Genomic DNA, 17,369 nt, shown 5'->3' on the forward strand with positions numbered 1-17,369 from the left:
CTTTTGGAATTTTGCCATCCAGATAGCGGTCACAAGCTTCTGAAAGACGTTTTTCTACTTCCTTAAATCTGCGTTTGACTGTTAGGAGCTGGGCTTCTTTTATTTCCCTCGGTCTCGGTTTTACGAAGTTCTTCCTTCGTTCATTGCACTACCTCGGCGGAGAGTCTTATTTGCCTAAGTGCATTTTTAAACTCTTCTTCAAGGTACCCTTACGGCGATTTTTGACGAGTTCACAGACCCTTCGACCATTGGTGCATCTGTAATATGTGTAACGTCTTTTTTTGTTTCACCTGTATGAGCCGCCACAGTGAGCACATGTCATTAGATCCCTATATGTCAGGTCCCTTTTCGTAGATGTGGAGTTTTCGTTTAGCCCGTGACCCTTTGAACTTGGCCATAAAGGTCTTTAGATATGATCGGCTTATAATTGGCTTTGTAGGGCACACCTTTGCGAAAAAAATAGCGATAGTAAAAAGGGCTGCAATACTGAGTATAATTATAAAATACATGGATTTAAGTATAGGTTAGAGTATCTCTAATAACTCGATATTGTTTATAAAAATAAGTTATTTATAGTTATTAAAAGGTTACTCTATTTTAATAGGTGCATATGGAGCATGAAAATATCCTTACTGAAAGTGATGTTGAACAGAAGTTTCTATATAGAATTTTGGTAACTCCAAAGCCACTAGGGTTGGGCTTGAGCGCAACAGATATACGAACAAAGGCCGATATCAGAAAAATAGTAATTGGAAAAGGACAGAATCAAAAGCTTTACTACCCGGATTACGTCATAGTTATTGATGGCCTACCAGTACTAATTGTCGAGGCAAAAGCTCCTAAAGAAAATCTTGAAGAAGCATTGCGTGAGGCGCGTTTGTACGCGAGTGAGATCAATGCTTTATTTCCAAATAAGGTCAACCCTTGTGCAAGAATTATTGCCTCAAATGGAAATCAAACTATTGCATGTAAGTGGGACTCTAATGAAATTGATGTTGAATTCGGGTATTCCGATGTAGATGCGACTAATCCGGAATTCGCGAAGTTTGTCGAGTATTGCGAAAAGAGTATTCTTATTCGAGAGGTGACTAGTCTAAAAAAAGAGAGAAGAAAGGAGACTAAATTTCTAAAGCCAATACACCTACTAGGAGGGAGAACCGTTCAAAATGAATCAGTCGGTGAAAACTCATTTGGTGTGAATATTTCTCTCGAATATAAGTATCTATTTAACCCTGAAAATCTTGAAGAACGGGCTCTGATTGCGAAGAATGCCTATATAGCTTCGAAAAAGAAGCTTTCGCAGGTTGCACACATGGATAAGATCATCAGAAGTTCCGTGAAGCCAGTAAAAGACAATGAATCGGTTATAATTCAGGATACGGCGAAACCGTTAGAGTTTATTGATTTATTGAAAGATAAAAAAAGAATAAAAAATAATGTTTGTCTACTTGTTGGTAGTGTCGGATCTGGAAAAACTACTTTTACTGATTACTTGAGAGAAGTTGCCCTGCCTGAAGATGTTAGGAAAGAAACCTTTTGGGTGCATCTGAATTTAAACAATGCTCCGACCTCCCGTGATGTAATATATGAGTGGGTTATTGACGAGATTCTAAGCGTTATCAAAATGCAAAATACAAGCTTTGATTTTGATGAAGCTGAATTTGTCAAAAAAATATTCGCTCCTCAAATTCTGGCATTCGTCAAAGGGCCCGCGAGTCTTCTCAAAGATAGTAATCCGAATAAATACGATGAGATGTTTGTTGAGCATCTTGTTAGCTTGCAGCGAGATAAAAGATCTTTTTTAAAAGCCGTAATTAAATATTTTTATGTAGATAAAAACAAAATCCTAATGGTCGTGTTTGACAATTCTGATAAGCGAGATAGAGACACCCAGCTTTTGTTGTTTGAAGTGGCAAATTGGCTCAAGGAGTCTTTTGTTTGCACAATATTACTTCCTTTGAGGGACTCAACGTTTGACAATTTTAGAAAAACACCACCTTTAGATACGGTCATTAAAGATATGGTGTTCAGAATTGAGCCTCCCCTGTTAGATAAAGTAATATATGAAAGATTTAGATTTGCAATGAGGGAGATGGAGAAAGACAGCTCTGAATTTTACTATTCCCTCAGTAATGGAATGAGAGTTTCCTGCAATAGAACCGAAATTAAAAAGTATTTACAATGTATATTGACTTCATTGTTTCAAAATCAATTTTTTAAGAGACTCATTACTGGTATTGCAGGACGAGATATAAGAAAAGGGTTGGAAATATTTTTGGACTTTTGTAAGAGTGGACATATTTCAGAAGATGACATCTTGAAAATTCGACAGTCTAATGGAGATTTCACATTACCAAATCATATTATTTCTAGGATTTTTTTTAGAGGTACAAGAAGGTATTATAACGATGAAAATTCTATGGTAAAAAATATTTTTCATTCTTATGCTACCGACGAGATTCCAGATCCTTATATTCGCCATGAAATATTAATCTGGCTAAAGGATAAGTACAGTACACATGGTCCGAATAATATTAAGGGTTTTCATCCGGTTAAGAGTCTTGTGCGCGACATGCTTTCTAGGGGGCACTCCGAGAAACGAATTCTAGATGAGGTTGGAAGCCTAACAAAAGCGGCATGCATTCTTTCCGAGTCGACGTTAGATAGCATTGATGAAAACGATCTCGTATCAATTGCCCCATCGGGTTTCGTTCACCTAGAATTGTCGAGAAGTAATATTGATTATTTATCATCAATTGCTGAAGATTCTCTTTTTAGGGAGCTGGAGAAAGCTCAGAATATTGCCGATAATATGACTGGTAAAAAGCATCAACATATGTCGAAGTTTGCATCGATAGACAATGCTGAAAATTTAATTAAATACTTACAGGAATATAGGGAGTATTTTCTGTCAAATCCTGAGGCTTTCCTGCAATCAGAAGATCAGCAAAAAATATTTTTACTTGATGAGATTCATCAGTTCGTTCAGATGGTTAAAATGAAGGATTCAAGTTACAACGAATTGGAAAAATTGATAGAAAGTTATCCACCAGGATATCAGTGTTCCGCCCGTATATCTCATATTGTTAATTATGGAATATTCGTTGAGTTTGGCCTTCATGGTGTAGGATTTATACACCAATCTCAGACGCCAAATCCTGATTCTTTTTTGGCTTCAGATTACGAGATTGGCGATGAAGTCGCAGTTGAAGTCTTGAGCTTTAGGCGCGATCACAAGAGATTCCTTCTTAAAATATCGGATGCATAGATATCGGGTCGTGTGAGTAAATTGGTTCTAAACTCGTCCCATACGGCCCGCCATTTCAAAAGAAATGGCCGATCCCACAAAGCGATGGAAATTAAAAAGGAAGCCTTGGAGCTTCCTTTTTTTATTCCCTGAGGACGAATAGCTGCTCAGGTTTCCCGAATTATCTATCCATTTGCTCAATAGCTTTGCGTAACCACGCTCTTGATTTTGGTGAAGTCACATTCGTGTAGTAAGACTCGCTTGAGCAAGTGATGTCCGACATCGCAGCGACACCAAATAAAAGATATTCGCCATTATTGTTTCTCAGGAATGCCGGGCCGCCAGAATCGCCAGAACAAGCGGCTCCATTTTCACTTTGTGATAGGACGACGAGTTCATTCGACGTTTCAGTGCGGTACTTCACTTGCGCCGTTTTTAGTTGAGAGCCCTCGAGATAAGAAACCGCATAAAGCTTTCCTTCATCTTCAATAACAAAAGCTCCCAATGATTCATGACGACGGCGCTGTTGCTCGGTGATTTCTTCCGCATTCACGGCAATGGATCCGTATCCAGCAATATCAACGGCCGCGTCTTTTTTGAGGAGTTTCGAATTATCTAGAAGACGCACGGGTTGATATTGCTCCGGCAAGCCGCCCTCGAATTTTAACAGCGCCAAATCCCCTGTGTCGTTTTCAACCGTAGCCTCAGCACTTTCATCGTAGAGGTCATTGATGATCACTTTTGAAGCTAAGCGTGCTGATTTATGCAAAATAAATTTTTCGCCAGTTTCCGGATCGACAAGGCTGACATACATTCTTGGATCGCCCTCCATGATCGTTTCTGCAATGTTCAAGGTGAAATAGATTTGATTCTTGAACGCTACCTCATTCACACAATGGGCTGCCGTCAAAATCAAATCATGGCGGATGATTGTTCCCGTGCAGTTTCCGCTGTTAGCAATGATGGCAACAGTGTGTCTGCCGATGTCGGATTTATAAGATGTGATCTCTTCTCCGCCGACAATGCTGCTGGATGATGTCGGCTTCACCGATTCAGGGGTTTGCTGCTTTGAGCAGGAAGCAGTCACAAACAAGAGAGGCAAACTTAGAATGAGGGCGTTTGTTGGCGTCATTTTCATACTTACTCCGATTGCGTGGATCATAAAAGGTGAGCCGTCGATATGAAAGAGGCCGAAAGAACTTTTGAATTTACTTCTCTGAGATTGCCGCTTTTTGTGTTCTGCAAATAGAGGCGAACATCATCCTCTTTGCTACACCGTCAATTTCATCGACAGGCTTGAAATTTTTCATAACCTTCTTCTTCATTGACGAAGATAGAATGAACGCGCCTAAAACGTGACTCGTGCATTCCCATGTTTTCCAGGTAATTCCGCGAGTTTTGCGAGGGAGTATTAAGAGTCGGAAATTGTCTTAAGTGCAGCTAAGTAAACACCGAGATATTGAGGAATGCGTGCTCGTCTATGTCTCATTTTTACTCTAGTGGTATTTCTGGTTGGGTGCTCTTTGGAGGCTTCTCTCTTATCGTTGAATCATTCCACAGAGCCGAAGCTTTCCGCTTCAGGAAAGATGGCCATCTCTCCATCGCAACAAAATTCAGCGCAAGATCAAACAGGGCAATACAGTATTGAAGGAGTCGTCGGAGAAGTCACCACGACAGATCAAGCTCAATCCCACGACGGCGCCTATCGCGCTGAAGTGAATATTCGATTTCAGGTCATGTGAGGCACATCATGAAGATAAAATATGGCACGTTCTTGTTGACTCTCTTCATCGCTTCCGCCGCCACAGCCAATGGGCCTAAAACCGTGCATATTTCCGGTCGAATAATAGACAATATCAGCGATCAACCTTTAGCTTCATTGAGTGTTGATTTCACCGTGAAAGTTTTAAGTCCCGACAACTGCTTATTGTACGAAGAACAACATCTGGCAAAAGACCTTTCCACGACAGACGGAGTTTTTTCTCTCTCCGTTGGTTCAGGAGTCTCTGCCGTGAACGTTTACGCGTCGGCCGGCCAAGAGCAAACTCGCGAGAATCTACTCAAAGTATTTTCCAACTCGACAGCAACGATCAATAGCTTGCAGTCGGAAGATCAAGGCAGTGAATCCACGGTGTGCAGCGGGACGTACACTCCGGCGGCCAGTGACATTCGCAAAGTAAAAATTATTTTTAACACGGGAACCGGCGGGCCGCGCACGATTTTACCTTATCATCAAATCGGCACAGTGCCTTACGCTATGGTCGCGCAAGAGGCGAGCAAAGCCGGTGACTCTGAAAAGCTCGGAGGAGTGGCCGCCACTGATTATGCAAAACTAACAGACCTCGCGGCAGAAGTTCCAAATAATGAGTCCGACCCCACAGTGCAAAACTTTGCGAAGGCAGCGCTACCGACATGCGCAGCCGGCGAAGTTTTGAAAGCCAACGGAACCAGCTTTTCGTGTGTCACTGATACGGGAGGAGCCGTACCTCTTGCGACAACAACGTCGACAGGGATTGTGCAAATCGGTTCCGGTCTTGCGATTAATGGCTCAGGATTGCTCAGTGTCGGAGCTCTTCCCATTTCACAAACGACGGGTCTGCAAACAGCGTTGGACTCGCGACTTCAGATGAGTCAGCTTCTGCAATGCACGGCAGGCCAAGTCTTGATCTGGCAATCCGCGAGCGACACGTTTACGTGTGCAAATATCTCTATCACTGCCAGTCAGATATCTGACTTTAATACGGCTGTTGATGCGCGAATCAGTTCCGCAGAAAGTGGTGCTCCCAAATTGCCGCTAGCGGGCGGTACAATGACGGGTGATTTGAATATGGGCGGCAAGGATGTCTTGGCGACCGGTCATATCACCATGAGTGCTAACAAAACTTTGTTAGTCGGAAATCTTACACAAGTTCAAGAAAATGCGTTGGTGCTGACGGCAGCTCACAAAGGTTTAAGCTGGTACAACACGGATATGAAAGCGATGCGCTTTTATGATGGTGCGGTGAAAATCACAGTGGCGGCGAGCAGCTCCGCGTGCGCCGAGGGACAGATCCTTAAGTGGAACGACACTGCAAAAACGTGGGATTGTGCTGCCGATGCTTCGGGAACTTCGCCGGGGGACTCTAGCTACGCAAGCAAAGGGATTGTGAGTTTCGACACCAGTGCCGCGGTGTCAGGAATTTCAATCGCAGCAGGAATAGCCAGTGTGAATGCCGGCACAGGGGCCAATCAAATTGTGAAACTGGACGGCTCTGCAAAACTTCCGGGAGTGGATGGTTCTGCCCTGACAAATCTGAATGCTTCAAATATTTCTTCAGGAACGATCGCAACAAGCGTCTTGCCAACAACGGCCGTGAACAAAGGCGGAACGGGGTTGACGTCAGGGACCTCTGGTGGAGTTCCTTATTTTAACTCGGCAACGACAATGGCCTCGTCGGCGGTGCTTATTCAAAACGGAGTTGTGTTAGGCGGTGGCGCTGGGGCTGCGCCGTCGACAACAGCAGCAGGAACAGCCAATCAAATCTTGCGTATTCCCGCAGGCGGAGGCGCTCCCGCTTTTGGAGCTATTGATCTTTCTTCAGCGGCGGTCGTGGGAACTTCCGCGTTGAGTATAACTAACGGAGGAACAGGCGCAACAACCGCAGCGAATGCACGGACCGCTTTAGGTCTTGGAACTGCAGCGACGGCGACAACAGGAAGTGCTGCGGGAAATGTCCCAGTCTTGGGTGTGAGCGGAATGGTGGCGAACAAGATGTGTGTTTCCGACGGAACTGCAAGTGGTATCATCTGTAACACCAACATCCCCGGTACGAACTCACTGGTCGGTTCACTCACAATGCTGGGGGCGACGAACTGTGTTTGGCAGCATGCGAACACGACCTTCACAATCTTTGCGACTAACACCAATTGTAATGCCGCGACAGTGACGGGCTCAGCCTCAGCGCCGTCGGAGGGGAAAATCCCGGCGATCAAATTTGCGAACTTACCTGCAGGGGATTATGAGATTATTGTTTTTCTTTACTCCATGTATCCCTACGATGCTAACGTGTATTGTCGCTATCGTATTTGGGATGGAACGAATCACTCGGGAACCAGTGGTGTCTATGAAAGTGAAATCAGCAGCTTGCATGGATTCTTTCAATATGCCACGGACCAAACAAATATCACCTTCTATGTTCAAGCGGTCACAGATACGGCTACAAAAAATTGCAAAGCGGATATCAGCGTGCCCGGAGAAGACAAATTGCAGATTTGGGTCAAGAGGCTTTAGGGCTTCGTTGGGATTGCATAGCGAGAGTTAAACTCATTCACAATCTTCGCGTAAGTTCCATCAGCGATGATGGCTTGCAGGCCTTTTTCCAACACGGCGGCATACTTCGCACCGTCTTTGTGTTTCTTAGAAAAACTAAGATAAAGGTTTGTCGTGGAAATTACGCCCAGGGATTTGATCTTTGCCGCAAGGTCGGGACGTTCTTCAAAAAGGTAGGGCGCCGTCAGTCCCCACAAAATCGCATATTGCACGCGTCCGCTCGCCAATTTTTCGAGTTGGGATTTTTCCGTGGGTCCCGGTGAGTGAATGATTTTTGTATTGGCGATGAATTCAGTCGGATAAGTGTAGCCGTTGGTTGTGCCTACTACTTTTCCTTCGAGGTCTTTGAAGCTCAAGGTTCTTTGCGGCTCATGCACGCGTCCATACACCACCATATCCGCTTTAAAAAGCGGTGTTGTGTGAAAGATGAAACCATCTTGAGTTTCAATACTCATCACGGTGTCAAAGCAGCCGATGGCAGAGCCTTCGCTCACTTCATAAAGACATCGGGCAAAAGGCACGGGGCGGGTGATGACTGTGATGCCTTGAGTTTTGAAGGCCGCTCTTACGATATCAGGAGCAAGTCCCTGCACGTTTTTGTAGTCTTTGGTGGCTGAAGAGTAAGGAGCCCAATCATCTTCGCCATTAATGACGATGGTTTTTGCGACAGCAGATGAAAAATTCCAGAAGAATAACAGCGAGAGAAATAGTCGTAGCATCAAGATCTATTATCGCAAACTCCTCGAGAGCAACAAGTTAAAACTTTGAAGTGTTTAGCAAAAGTGTTTGCCTGGAAAATTTAAATCAAAAAAGTCCTGTGGACAGAATGTGGCGGAAACATCCCACGCCGCCACGAGTGTGATCAAGAGTTATTCAAAGTTGGAAACCTATTCCCGGTTCTATAGAGAATATCTTCGAGAATATCCAGAGTCTCTCCGGCGTAAAACCTTTATTGGCTTCAAATTTAACTGAGACCGGACTCCCTGTTGCCGCATAGGAGATCAGGATCTCGTGGGGAATTTGGGTCGACCAGCCAGATTCGTCTTCGGGCTGCGCGGCCCAATAGGAGAACCTGACTGTGGATTCACGTGTGACCAGGTGTCGGGTTTGAAAGCCAATTCCTTTTTCAGGACCGGGAAGCGGAAAGTGAAACGAAGAATCATTATTTTTGATAATAATAGCCTTCTTGTCTGCGCTTAAGCTCAGGGAGCATTTTTGTTTCTGCTCCTGATTGGTTGCCGGATCTTTGGTGACGCAACTTTCGTCGATGGATTTGTATTCGATCCAGCCGATCAGGTTCTTTAAATCTTTAGCACCATTGTCTTCGGCGGGGCTCGTTCGCAGCGCGGAACCTACGACTCTTTCGTCAAAGCCGAGACCGATAAGAGACACAAGAATTTCGTCTGAGTTTTTTTCTGAAGCGGAATCCATCAGCAGGTGTGTTGCTTCACGGATTTTGGGATAGTCAGCAGCTGTCAGGACCGAATACAGAGATTTCGGTTTAGCAGCGACAGTGACTGAGTCAGCACAGAATTGAGGCTCGGGGAAAAGATCTTTCACGCGCGTGCAGTAAGCTTTTTTCAAGGGCGCGAAATCTTCCGGATTTTTATCACCCATTTGACGTACTTTAGACAGCACATAGAGATCCATGATCGTCTCGTGGAAGATCAAATAGGCTTGCGTTTCTGGCGCCAGACTAGTGAAGGCCGTGGTGTCGATCCAGACTTCACCTTCTGTTTGAAAGGCATACTGTTCATAGTCCTTCGTTCTGAATTCCATCCCCATTTTTTCTGCATCAATGCGATTCAATTTCTGGGGTACAAAAATCCAAGTTTTCTTTTGCAGCACGTTCAGTAGGGACATGTTAAATGAGGAGGCTCTTTCCAGAATTTTGCTGATCTCAGTTTTCCAGATGCCAAGTGTTTCAAGTTTAGTGATGTACTGTTCGTACATTTTGGAATTAAATCCCGTGCCGCCGCCGCCATCGCCCGTGTTTCCACCGCCGCCGCTGGTTTCAGTAGGACCGGTGCTGGTGTGCTCATTGGGTTGACAGGCGACGATAAACGCCATGCCTCCGCAAAAAATCCACGGCATGAGGCTCAATAAGAATCTGCTTAGAGATGCTCGTACGGTCATATTCGACTCCTTCCGGTCTAAAGAGCAAGTGCCGTGCCTCGTCGTTGGTCCGAAAGTCTCAATTTGAAACAAGAACAAGGTCCTGATTTAGGCCTCGAAAACTCAAAAAACAGGTCGGGCTTTGTTTACTATTAGTAAACTGGGAACATGCTGGATATCTACAACTACGATGACTACAGGCTTTTCTTTAAAGATGTTCTTCAATCCCAAGAAAGGGTTGATAAGAAGTATCGGGGAAGACTGGTAGAGGCCATGCGAATGAGCACCTCGTTGTTCTCACAGATCTTGAAAGGTGAAAAAAATCTTTCCTCGGAACAGGGCTTGGAGGCCGCAGCCTTCTTCGGTTTCGGTGACAAAGAAACCGATGTATTTATGCTGATGATTGAGCTGGGACGGGCGGGTTCCGTCAAGCTGCAATCGCGTCTCAAGGGCAAGATTCAGGTGTTGCAGTCAGAGGCGAAATCCATCAGTGCCAGGGTTCCCAAAGATGTCGTATTGAGTGATGTGGAAAGAGCTACCTACTACTCCTCTTGGCTTTATACCGGTGTTAGGAATCTGCTGCCGACTCCTGCGGGAAAAGAGTTGAAAACCATCGCCGAAAAATTAGGTGTACCATTGGAAAAAGTGGACACTGCCATTCAGTTTTTAATCGAAGTGGGTTTGTGTGAAAGAAAGAACGGACAACTTTATTATAAGCAGGGATTTACTCACCTTGATTCAACCCATCCGATGATTTTAAGACATCACCAGAACTGGCGCCAAAGAGCCATTGCAAAGATGGACTTTTATAAAGATCCCCATGTCCACTATACAAGCCCCATGTCTTTGTCCGCCGAAGGGGCGCAGAAGATTCGGGATTACCTACGTGCAAACATTAAGGAAATCATCAATATCTCGCGCGAGGGGAATCCTGAGGTCGGTTATTGTCTTAACATAGACTGGTACGAATACTGACTTTACCAAAAGTAAACTGAAACCCCGCCGTTTTAACCAACCGGACTTCGCGGAATTCTCCCGGGTTCTGTAAAAAGCTTCTCATACGAAATGAATCGTGTGAGGAGTTTTTATGAAATTTTCCAAGTTGATCTTCGTGTTGTTGGTTCTGGCTCAGGCGCAAGCCTATGCAGGGCCGCTGTGTCTGAATGACCGCTACCGATTGAAATGGACAGCCGAATCTTTGGCTGAGCAACTGCAATCTCTTCAGGAACGCGCGAAGGCGGCGAAGCCTTTGTGGGCTCGTCTTCAGGGCGAAGACCTTCTGATTACGGAAGACACCCTTCTCGTGTTGCCTGAAAACCCATCGCAATATCCGGCACGGATTGGCAAGCTGACTGTTCGTAATAATGCCCAGATTTTTTATGCACAAAATGCGCGACTGGTTGTTGCGGAGGTCATGAAGTCCTCGCGAGTTCAATTGCTGGATGTGGCGGCATTGAACCTTTCAGCGGAAATAGATCGCACTCGTCAGATAGTTTCTTTGACAGAACTCAAAAACAATCCTGAACAAACGGAGCCCTTCAAAAAATGCACGTTGATGTCATGTGCTGGTGTTGCTGCAGCTAACGGAAGTCACGGTGGAGCGGGGGGCAATGGCCGTGATGCTGGAGGAAAAATAAAATGGGGAATTCCAAGATCCACACCCAGCTCTGAAGGCGGAGCAGGAGCTTCCGGAGGGGCTGGTGCGAATGGTCGCAATGGCGACAACGGTGCTCCAGGCGTTGCGGGGCTGAATGCTCATAAACTTTTTATGCAATTTGAAAGTGTGGACCTCTGCAGTGGTGTGGAAATTGTCGCTGCTGGCGGGATGGGGCTGGCGGGCCACAAAGGTCTCAATGCTCAAGATGGCGGACAGGGAGGCAATGGCGGCAAAGGCGGACGTGGCGGTGGAGCGAAGTGGGATCGCAAAGCGAGTCGTGGCGGTCGAGGCGGCGATGGTGGCGCCGGCGGCAACGGAGGTGACGGTGGCCATGGCGGTGATGGTGGCAAAGGTGGAGACGGAGGTTTAGTGGTCATCGTAGTGAAACCGCGGTTTCTGGATATGGTGAAAGTGAACGACAACATCAACGTAGTGGTCGCTGGTGGCAAAGGCGGACCAGGTGGCGCGAAAGGGCTTGCAGGCAAAGGTGGCCGTGGTGGCCTCGCTGGTGAAGGTGGTAATGGAGGAGATGGTTCTGTCTTCAGTCACGGTGGTAGCTCGGGTCTTGCCGGAGGGGGCGGAAAGCAAGGTCAGGATGGCAAGGACGGTCAAGAGGGGCGCCCCGGTGTTGAAGGACGCGAGGGACTTGTCACTAAGGCAGAGATTTATATTTCTAACGATGTTTCCATTGAGAGCTTTCAATTTTAGTAAGGAAAATGACTATGAAAAATATTTTTAAAAAATGGATCCCTTTTGCTGTGATCGTGACAATTGCAAATCCTGCCGGGGCACGAATTCTTGGCGATCCCTCGGAAAGAACCCGTGTGCTGCTTGAAGAACAAAAATTCCTTTGCAGTCAGGATGAAACTCTTGTGATTAATGGGGATGTTGAACTCAGTCGCAAGAATGAGGATCTTCGTAAAGCACCGTTAAATATCGATTTGATCTGCAAACGAATTGAATTCAGAAACGGCGGAAGAATTCTGACGCAATCAAATTTACAGATCGTCGCCAACTCTGTGGAGGGTTTCATGAATGTGGAAAGTATTCGCGGAATCAAAGGACGACAGGGCGAGTTCGCTTCCGCAGTGTTGGAAATTGCTAATGAGGGTTCCGATGGTGCCCGCGGTGGCAATGGCAGAGCTGGAAGCCTGACAGATGCGCCTGAAGATGGGGAGCGTGGTCAGCATGGCTACAACGGTATGGACGGGCGGGATGGCGACAACGGCGCTCCTGGCGAACCCGGGGGCCATGCTTCGGATATCGTCATCAAAATCAACAGAATCGAAGGGACTGTGGGGTTTCGCATTCGCGCTGTTGGTGGCGAAGGGGGCACTGGTGGTAAAGGTGGCCGGGGTCAGCAGGGTGGTAATGGTGGTGTTGGCGGCGAAGGTGGTCGCGGTGGTCACCAAAAATATGCCATTTGGAATCGCTCGGGTGACGGCGGAGATGGTGGTGATGGTGGTCACGGCGGCAACGGTGGTAACGGCGGAGCTGGTGGTGACGGAGGACGCGGAGGGAACGGCGGTAAGATCGCCTTGTACGTTGCGGAAATCTTTAACACGCTGGAACTGACAGGCGATGAGTTCGACAACCGTGGGGGGCCAGGTGGGCAACCGGGTATGGGCGGTGAAGGCGGCATCGGTGGTAAAGGCGGTGACGGAGGTAAAGGTGGCTCATCCGGTGCTGCCCTGGTGACCACTCGTTGCGAGGTCCCGCCTTGTGAAGGTGATAACGGTCGTCACGGTAAAAAGGGCCTTGATGGAAAGCCGGGACTGGCAGGTCCGCAGGGGCGCTTAGGACAGGATGGATTGGCCGGAGTCAAAATTCTAGATCCAAAATTCAAATTTGTGAAATCAGTGCCAGACGATTACTTCGATAAACTGCCTGAACTGGGAACAGAAAAGAATCTAAAAATATTCAGAATGAAACTTCCTTAAAGGAAGGGGATAAATTTATGAAAAAAATTATTTTGGCGATGTTGTTGTTAGCAGTGCAGACATTCGCTCAGACCATCAGTTATAGGGAAAATGGCTCCTTGAGGCTCGGGGCCGGGGTTGATATGGACCATCCCGATAAAGGCAAAGCCAATTGTGTTCAGAGTACTGACCGTGAATGGCTGGATGGAAATACGCCGATATCAACATCATTCGATCTTAGCATGATTGAATCGTCTAATGAGCTGGAAAGAAGAATGAATTTTGATGTTCAACTGAATGCGGCGGGAACAATCAAGGCCGTGAACATCGACAGTCAGAATTCTTATCGGGTCATTCATAAGTTCTTGGAAAACAAGAACAGTCTGAACTTTGCACTGACGGCCGAGTTTTCATATGGTCGCAAAGGTCTGACGGAAGAATCCCTGAAACCCGAGTATCAGACCCTGCTGGATAATGGCCAGTGGCAAGAGGTCTTAAGAAGATGCGGAACTCACTTTGTTTCGGAAGAGATCCACCGTTCTAAGGTGATCGTACTGATCCATGTGAAGAATTCTCGCACCGAGGATATCAAAGAGAAGATCTTGGATCTGAAAAATAAACTGAAAGTTCCCAAACTGAATTTCGGCGCGGATCTCAATGTTCAGTACAAAGAATTTATCCGCAAGCTGGATAAGATTGGCTCCGTGGAAGTCAAGGTGGTTTCTGTCGGTGGGCAGGGAGCGGATGCACTGGCTGTATTTGCCAACGAAATTGCGGTTGATGATTTGCAAAGCATTAAAAACGCCGCAGAGAAATACTTCAAAAGTTTTACGATCGAGAACTCTCCTGTTTTTGCCTACGTGGTAAAACCCTTGGATATTTTCGAGGGAGCAGAAAGTATCCGTCCAAAACAGAAAAAGTGGCAACAACTGAAGGCCATGGCGGACTGGCTCTTTGAGCACGACGAATTGCTGATGGAAATCAAAAATATGCAAACACGGGTCAGCAGAGCGCTTTATGCAGTTTATTTTGCGCCCAAGGTGTCGGCTCTTGAATCACTTATCGCTGACGTCCGCATGCGCGCGGAAGAGTGTTTGGATCGGTATAACTGTGCGAACCTTCCTGAGTTGGTTCCGTTTGCTGTTCACGTCCCGTCACGAGCTATAGGAGCTGTTTCTTTGAATACGCAGTGTGGGTATCTTCCGGTAAAAAAATCCCAAAGGCAGATTCTGAGTGATGTTCGGGTCGGACTGGATGTGGACTTGATGTATTCAAAAGATATCGAAAATATCGAGTTGTCTCGTTTGGATCAAAATGGCGAATTCCAAAATGTAAACTATGGACAAAATGAAGAGCTGACGATTGCCAATAATGTTCTGGAAGCCGAAGTAGGGCGGGTAAGAAGATATCAGTCTGTGAATGAGTTTTCAGCAAATCACGTCCTCTCAGAGAATGCGATCCAGTCAGCACATGACGGTGTTGGAAAAGCTCAGGATGTTTTCGATGCGGTCTACAATTCTATTTACATTATGAAGGTCAAGTTTAAGCAAGGGCAGGATCTGACCCAGATTTTGGGCACTCCTCCTATGAAAGAATGTGCCGTATCCAAATAGCGGTCACTAGGAGTTCCGCCATCTCCCGGCGGCAATTTAAGGTGGATCGTGGGTGGAAAACCATGGAAACATACCTTTTTTACAGGGCCTTCTTAGTCCTCTTGGCGTTTATAGGGGAGAGGCGTACATACATCGCTTTCAAAAAAGGAATAACATGAAAAAGTTGATGCTTGTTTTAGTGTCCGTATTGATGTTGGCGGGTTGTAATTCTGATAACGGGGCCTTGGTTGTTCACCAGGATTTTATTCTCAAAGCGGCAGACGGCTCCGATGTTGTTTTGAAGCAAGGACAGGAGTACCGCGTTTATATTACGCCATACTCTCTTTTCGGCTCGGACTTCTACGCGAACTTTTTCTCTGACGAGAACAACACATCTTCTGGGATCGTGAAGTTCGATTTCGTCGGTTTTAAGATGTTTCCTCTTAACGGCGACTTCGAAGTCGGTGGCGGAGAAATTCGCAATCACGATATCTCCATGCAAGGCAGAAGTGAATTTGTAGCTCAAGGCGCGACGATTTACGAAGAATACGAAGAGTGTGAAACACCCAAGCAAAAGCGCATCGTGAAGAATCAAACTCGCGAAGGTATCAGAAACGTTTACGTGCAGATTTTGAACGCATCAACGAATGAACTTTTGGCGGAGTTTTCTTACAGCAACAACTACACGGAAAGAACCGTTCTTTCTGAAGGTGAATGCCACTAATTCCGTTATTATCGCAGTTGCTGGGTCAGCTCTAAAAAGACGTCTATACTTGAAAGAGTCTCAGGGGAGCTAAAGTCCGATCCGGGCTTGCTCCCTGACCAGCGATGCGACATCCCTTCGATTTCCAAATACGTAGCAGAGCTGCCATCGTTAAAACGCACGGAATATCCTTGGGGGGATGTGATGTGTGTGACTCTAAAAGACTTATTGAATTTCTTGTCATCCAAAGCATCCAGATAATAAACCGACTGCGTAAAAGCGTTTCTTCCCATGAAGGTCGGAACGATTTTATCTTTCTTCCCATGAATATAAAACAGAGTTTTCAAACGGCGAGACGCGAGACCTTGATCGTGAGCCCCTGTTTGGGCGCAGGCTAAAGCGTCGCGAACCTGATCCCGGGCCGAAGCTAAAGTCATGCTTCCAGTCACGTTAAACGGCGCTCCCGAGTGAATCAAAGCTCCTTTAAAAATATCCGGAAAACAAAGAGCCAAGTGATTTGCAAACATGGCTCCTGAAGAAAAACCTCCGACAAAAACCCGGTCGGGATCGACTTCGCCGGAGTCGATATGCTTTTTCACTTCATCAATCACTTGCATGAATTCGCCATCGCGTTTTTGCATTTCTGACGAAGTGAAATTCCAGCACTTCAGAATATTCAACTTCGATTTCTGAAAGGGGGCGATAATCAGAGGATCCAGATGTTGGGTCTTGGCGACGACGTCGGTGATATCAACGAATTTTTCGGTCGTTTGTCGACACCCATGAAGCCATAAAAGAAGAGGCCTTTTGCCGCCCAGGTTGTACTCGGAGGCCGGTGTGCTTGTATTGTAATAAGAATAAGAAATCTCGGTGGCCGCGGCCGGGCGCGCAGCCAACAAGAGCAAGCAGCTCAAAAATAAAATGAAGAAAGACGAAAGTTTTAGAAGCATAGTTTCTTAAGCTTCCAAGGAGCAAAAACAAATCCAAACCAGCTCTTTTTATTTCGAGCTGATAAGAGTCACCCCGCCAAGAAATTGACGAAGAGACATTTCTTGAAAACGCTTTCCGCTTCAAGTGTTCGATATTCCTGAGCGATCAGCGAAGAACGTCTGATCTCTGTACACAGATTAGACAGTCCTATCAGCTTTATATGTTCCGGCGAGACCGTTGGAAAACGTCCTGTGAATTCGCTATAACAATCGCGAAATTTAAACATAATTTTAGGAGCCTTTATGAAAAAAGAGCTTATGGCGAGTGTTCTTACGTTAACGGCTGGCATGGCGACGACGTTGTCGTTTCCGCAAACGGCGCTGGCGAAATCCGTAGTTATTGAAAAAGAATTCGCAAAAAGTTTCCGTTTGATGGCAAAAAATCCTGTTCGTTATACGGCAGATGACGGCAAGGTGATCGTGGGCCGTATTTATTTGAGTCTTGAGCAAACACCGTTCACTCCTGATTACAACAATCAGTTGCGCGGAGAAATGACAGGCTCTTTCTATTTCGAAAGTGATGAATACACGAGCGAGTACAATGGCCGTCAGTATAAAACGATCGTTTCTTTGACGGGCGATGATGGCGAAGTTCTTTTGGATCGCACTCATAAATCGGCGACGGGGAATACGTATCAGCTTTATGGTTGCAACTCGACGCAAACAAGTTGCACGGCAGACACCTACGAGTTGACCATTGAGGCGGATAAGAAAGCCGATCTGAATTTGAAATTTGCAGACGAACTCCGTTTGGAAATTCTTGTCGAGTACGGCAACGGTCAATCCGAATGGACAAAACAAACTTGGCAAGTTCCCATGGTGGAAGTTTCTAAGTAAA

At 46.0% G+C, this 17,369-nt stretch carries 13 protein-coding genes; 9 read left to right on the forward strand and 4 right to left on the reverse strand.

The features are described 5' to 3' along the window. Positions 1 to 610 precede the first annotated feature (610 nt). Positions 611 to 3,268: a type I restriction endonuclease gene (locus QJS83_RS13370; RefSeq protein WP_284605437.1), complete on the forward strand. Its 2,658-nt coding sequence runs from the start codon at positions 611 to 613 to the stop codon at positions 3,266 to 3,268. 160 nt (positions 3,269 to 3,428) lie between these two features. Here QJS83_RS13370 and QJS83_RS13375 read toward each other — a convergent pair whose 3' ends face one another. Next, positions 3,429 to 4,385: a S1 family peptidase gene (locus tag QJS83_RS13375; RefSeq protein ID WP_284605438.1), complete on the reverse strand. Its 957-nt coding sequence runs from the start codon at positions 4,383 to 4,385 to the stop codon at positions 3,429 to 3,431. A gap of 406 nt (positions 4,386 to 4,791) precedes the next feature. Between QJS83_RS13375 and QJS83_RS13380 the strand changes: the two genes are divergently transcribed. Further along, entirely contained in the window at positions 4,792 to 4,989 is a 198-nt protein-coding gene (locus QJS83_RS13380) for a hypothetical protein (RefSeq protein WP_284605439.1), read from the forward strand. A gap of 8 nt (positions 4,990 to 4,997) precedes the next feature. Next, positions 4,998 to 7,517 carry a cell wall anchor protein gene (locus QJS83_RS13385; protein ID WP_284605440.1) on the forward strand — a complete coding sequence of 840 codons (2,520 nt, stop codon included), beginning with the start codon at positions 4,998 to 5,000 and terminating at the stop codon, positions 7,515 to 7,517. On the opposite strand, the gene QJS83_RS13390 is transcribed toward QJS83_RS13385, so the two are convergent. Together QJS83_RS13390 and QJS83_RS13395 are read right to left on the reverse strand one after the other, a co-directional pair. Further along, positions 7,514 to 8,275 carry a substrate-binding periplasmic protein gene (locus QJS83_RS13390; protein ID WP_284605441.1) on the reverse strand — a complete coding sequence of 254 codons (762 nt, stop codon included), beginning with the start codon at positions 8,273 to 8,275 and terminating at the stop codon, positions 7,514 to 7,516. The genes QJS83_RS13385 and QJS83_RS13390 overlap by 4 nt on opposite strands. A gap of 154 nt (positions 8,276 to 8,429) precedes the next feature. Next, entirely contained in the window at positions 8,430 to 9,692 is a 1,263-nt protein-coding gene (locus tag QJS83_RS13395; RefSeq protein ID WP_284605442.1) for a hypothetical protein, read from the reverse strand. Positions 9,693 to 9,839: 147 nt separating this feature from the next. Between QJS83_RS13395 and QJS83_RS13400 the strand changes: the two genes are divergently transcribed. From QJS83_RS13400 to QJS83_RS13420, 5 genes are all read left to right on the forward strand, one after another. Then, positions 9,840 to 10,646, forward strand: a complete 807-nt coding sequence (locus QJS83_RS13400) for a TIGR02147 family protein (protein WP_284605443.1) — start codon at positions 9,840 to 9,842, stop codon at positions 10,644 to 10,646. A 112-nt stretch (positions 10,647 to 10,758) separates the two neighbouring features. Further along, positions 10,759 to 12,036, forward strand: coding sequence for a hypothetical protein (locus tag QJS83_RS13405; protein ID WP_284605444.1), 1,278 nt, complete (start codon positions 10,759 to 10,761; stop codon positions 12,034 to 12,036). 14 nt (positions 12,037 to 12,050) lie between these two features. After that, positions 12,051 to 13,268 (forward strand): hypothetical protein, encoded by a 1,218-nt coding sequence (locus tag QJS83_RS13410; RefSeq protein WP_284605445.1) that lies wholly within the window; start codon positions 12,051 to 12,053, stop codon positions 13,266 to 13,268. Between the two features lie 17 nt (positions 13,269 to 13,285). After that, complete coding sequence (locus QJS83_RS13415; protein ID WP_284605446.1) at positions 13,286 to 14,860, forward strand: hypothetical protein; 1,575 nt, start codon at positions 13,286 to 13,288, stop codon at positions 14,858 to 14,860. Between the two features lie 154 nt (positions 14,861 to 15,014). Further along, on the forward strand, positions 15,015 to 15,563 hold the full coding sequence (locus QJS83_RS13420; RefSeq protein WP_284605447.1) for an META domain-containing protein: 549 nt from the start codon (positions 15,015 to 15,017) through the stop codon (positions 15,561 to 15,563). Between the two features lie 8 nt (positions 15,564 to 15,571). On the opposite strand, the gene QJS83_RS13425 is transcribed toward QJS83_RS13420, so the two are convergent. Further along, positions 15,572 to 16,492: a CE1 family esterase gene (locus tag QJS83_RS13425; protein ID WP_284605448.1), complete on the reverse strand. Its 921-nt coding sequence runs from the start codon at positions 16,490 to 16,492 to the stop codon at positions 15,572 to 15,574. A gap of 282 nt (positions 16,493 to 16,774) precedes the next feature. Here QJS83_RS13425 and QJS83_RS13430 point away from each other — a divergent pair, with 282 nt between their 5' ends. Continuing rightward, positions 16,775 to 17,368: a hypothetical protein gene (locus tag QJS83_RS13430; RefSeq protein ID WP_284605449.1), complete on the forward strand. Its 594-nt coding sequence runs from the start codon at positions 16,775 to 16,777 to the stop codon at positions 17,366 to 17,368. Position 17,369: the final 1 nt, after the last annotated feature.

Source organism: Bdellovibrio sp. 22V (assembly GCF_030169785.1).
Taxonomy (GTDB): Bacteria; Bdellovibrionota; Bdellovibrionia; order Bdellovibrionales; family Bdellovibrionaceae; genus Bdellovibrio.

Bases quoted from the DNA above. Each gene is read 5' to 3' on its own strand.
- QJS83_RS13370 (WP_284605437.1), top strand. From the start codon at position 611: ATGGAGCATGAAAATATCCTTACTGAAAGTGATGTTGAACAGAAGTTT.
- QJS83_RS13375 (WP_284605438.1), bottom strand. From the start codon at position 4,385: ATGAAAATGACGCCAACAAACGCCCTCATTCTAAGTTTGCCTCTCTTG.
- QJS83_RS13385 (WP_284605440.1), top strand. From the start codon at position 4,998: ATGAAGATAAAATATGGCACGTTCTTGTTGACTCTCTTCATCGCTTCC.
- QJS83_RS13390 (WP_284605441.1), bottom strand. From the start codon at position 8,275: ATGCTACGACTATTTCTCTCGCTGTTATTCTTCTGGAATTTTTCATCT.
- QJS83_RS13395 (WP_284605442.1), bottom strand. From the start codon at position 9,692: ATGACCGTACGAGCATCTCTAAGCAGATTCTTATTGAGCCTCATGCCG.
- QJS83_RS13400 (WP_284605443.1), top strand. From the start codon at position 9,840: ATGCTGGATATCTACAACTACGATGACTACAGGCTTTTCTTTAAAGAT.
- QJS83_RS13405 (WP_284605444.1), top strand. From the start codon at position 10,759: ATGAAATTTTCCAAGTTGATCTTCGTGTTGTTGGTTCTGGCTCAGGCG.
- QJS83_RS13410 (WP_284605445.1), top strand. From the start codon at position 12,051: ATGAAAAATATTTTTAAAAAATGGATCCCTTTTGCTGTGATCGTGACA.
- QJS83_RS13415 (WP_284605446.1), top strand. From the start codon at position 13,286: ATGAAAAAAATTATTTTGGCGATGTTGTTGTTAGCAGTGCAGACATTC.
- QJS83_RS13420 (WP_284605447.1), top strand. From the start codon at position 15,015: ATGAAAAAGTTGATGCTTGTTTTAGTGTCCGTATTGATGTTGGCGGGT.
- QJS83_RS13425 (WP_284605448.1), bottom strand. From the start codon at position 16,492: ATGCTTCTAAAACTTTCGTCTTTCTTCATTTTATTTTTGAGCTGCTTG.
- QJS83_RS13430 (WP_284605449.1), top strand. From the start codon at position 16,775: ATGAAAAAAGAGCTTATGGCGAGTGTTCTTACGTTAACGGCTGGCATG.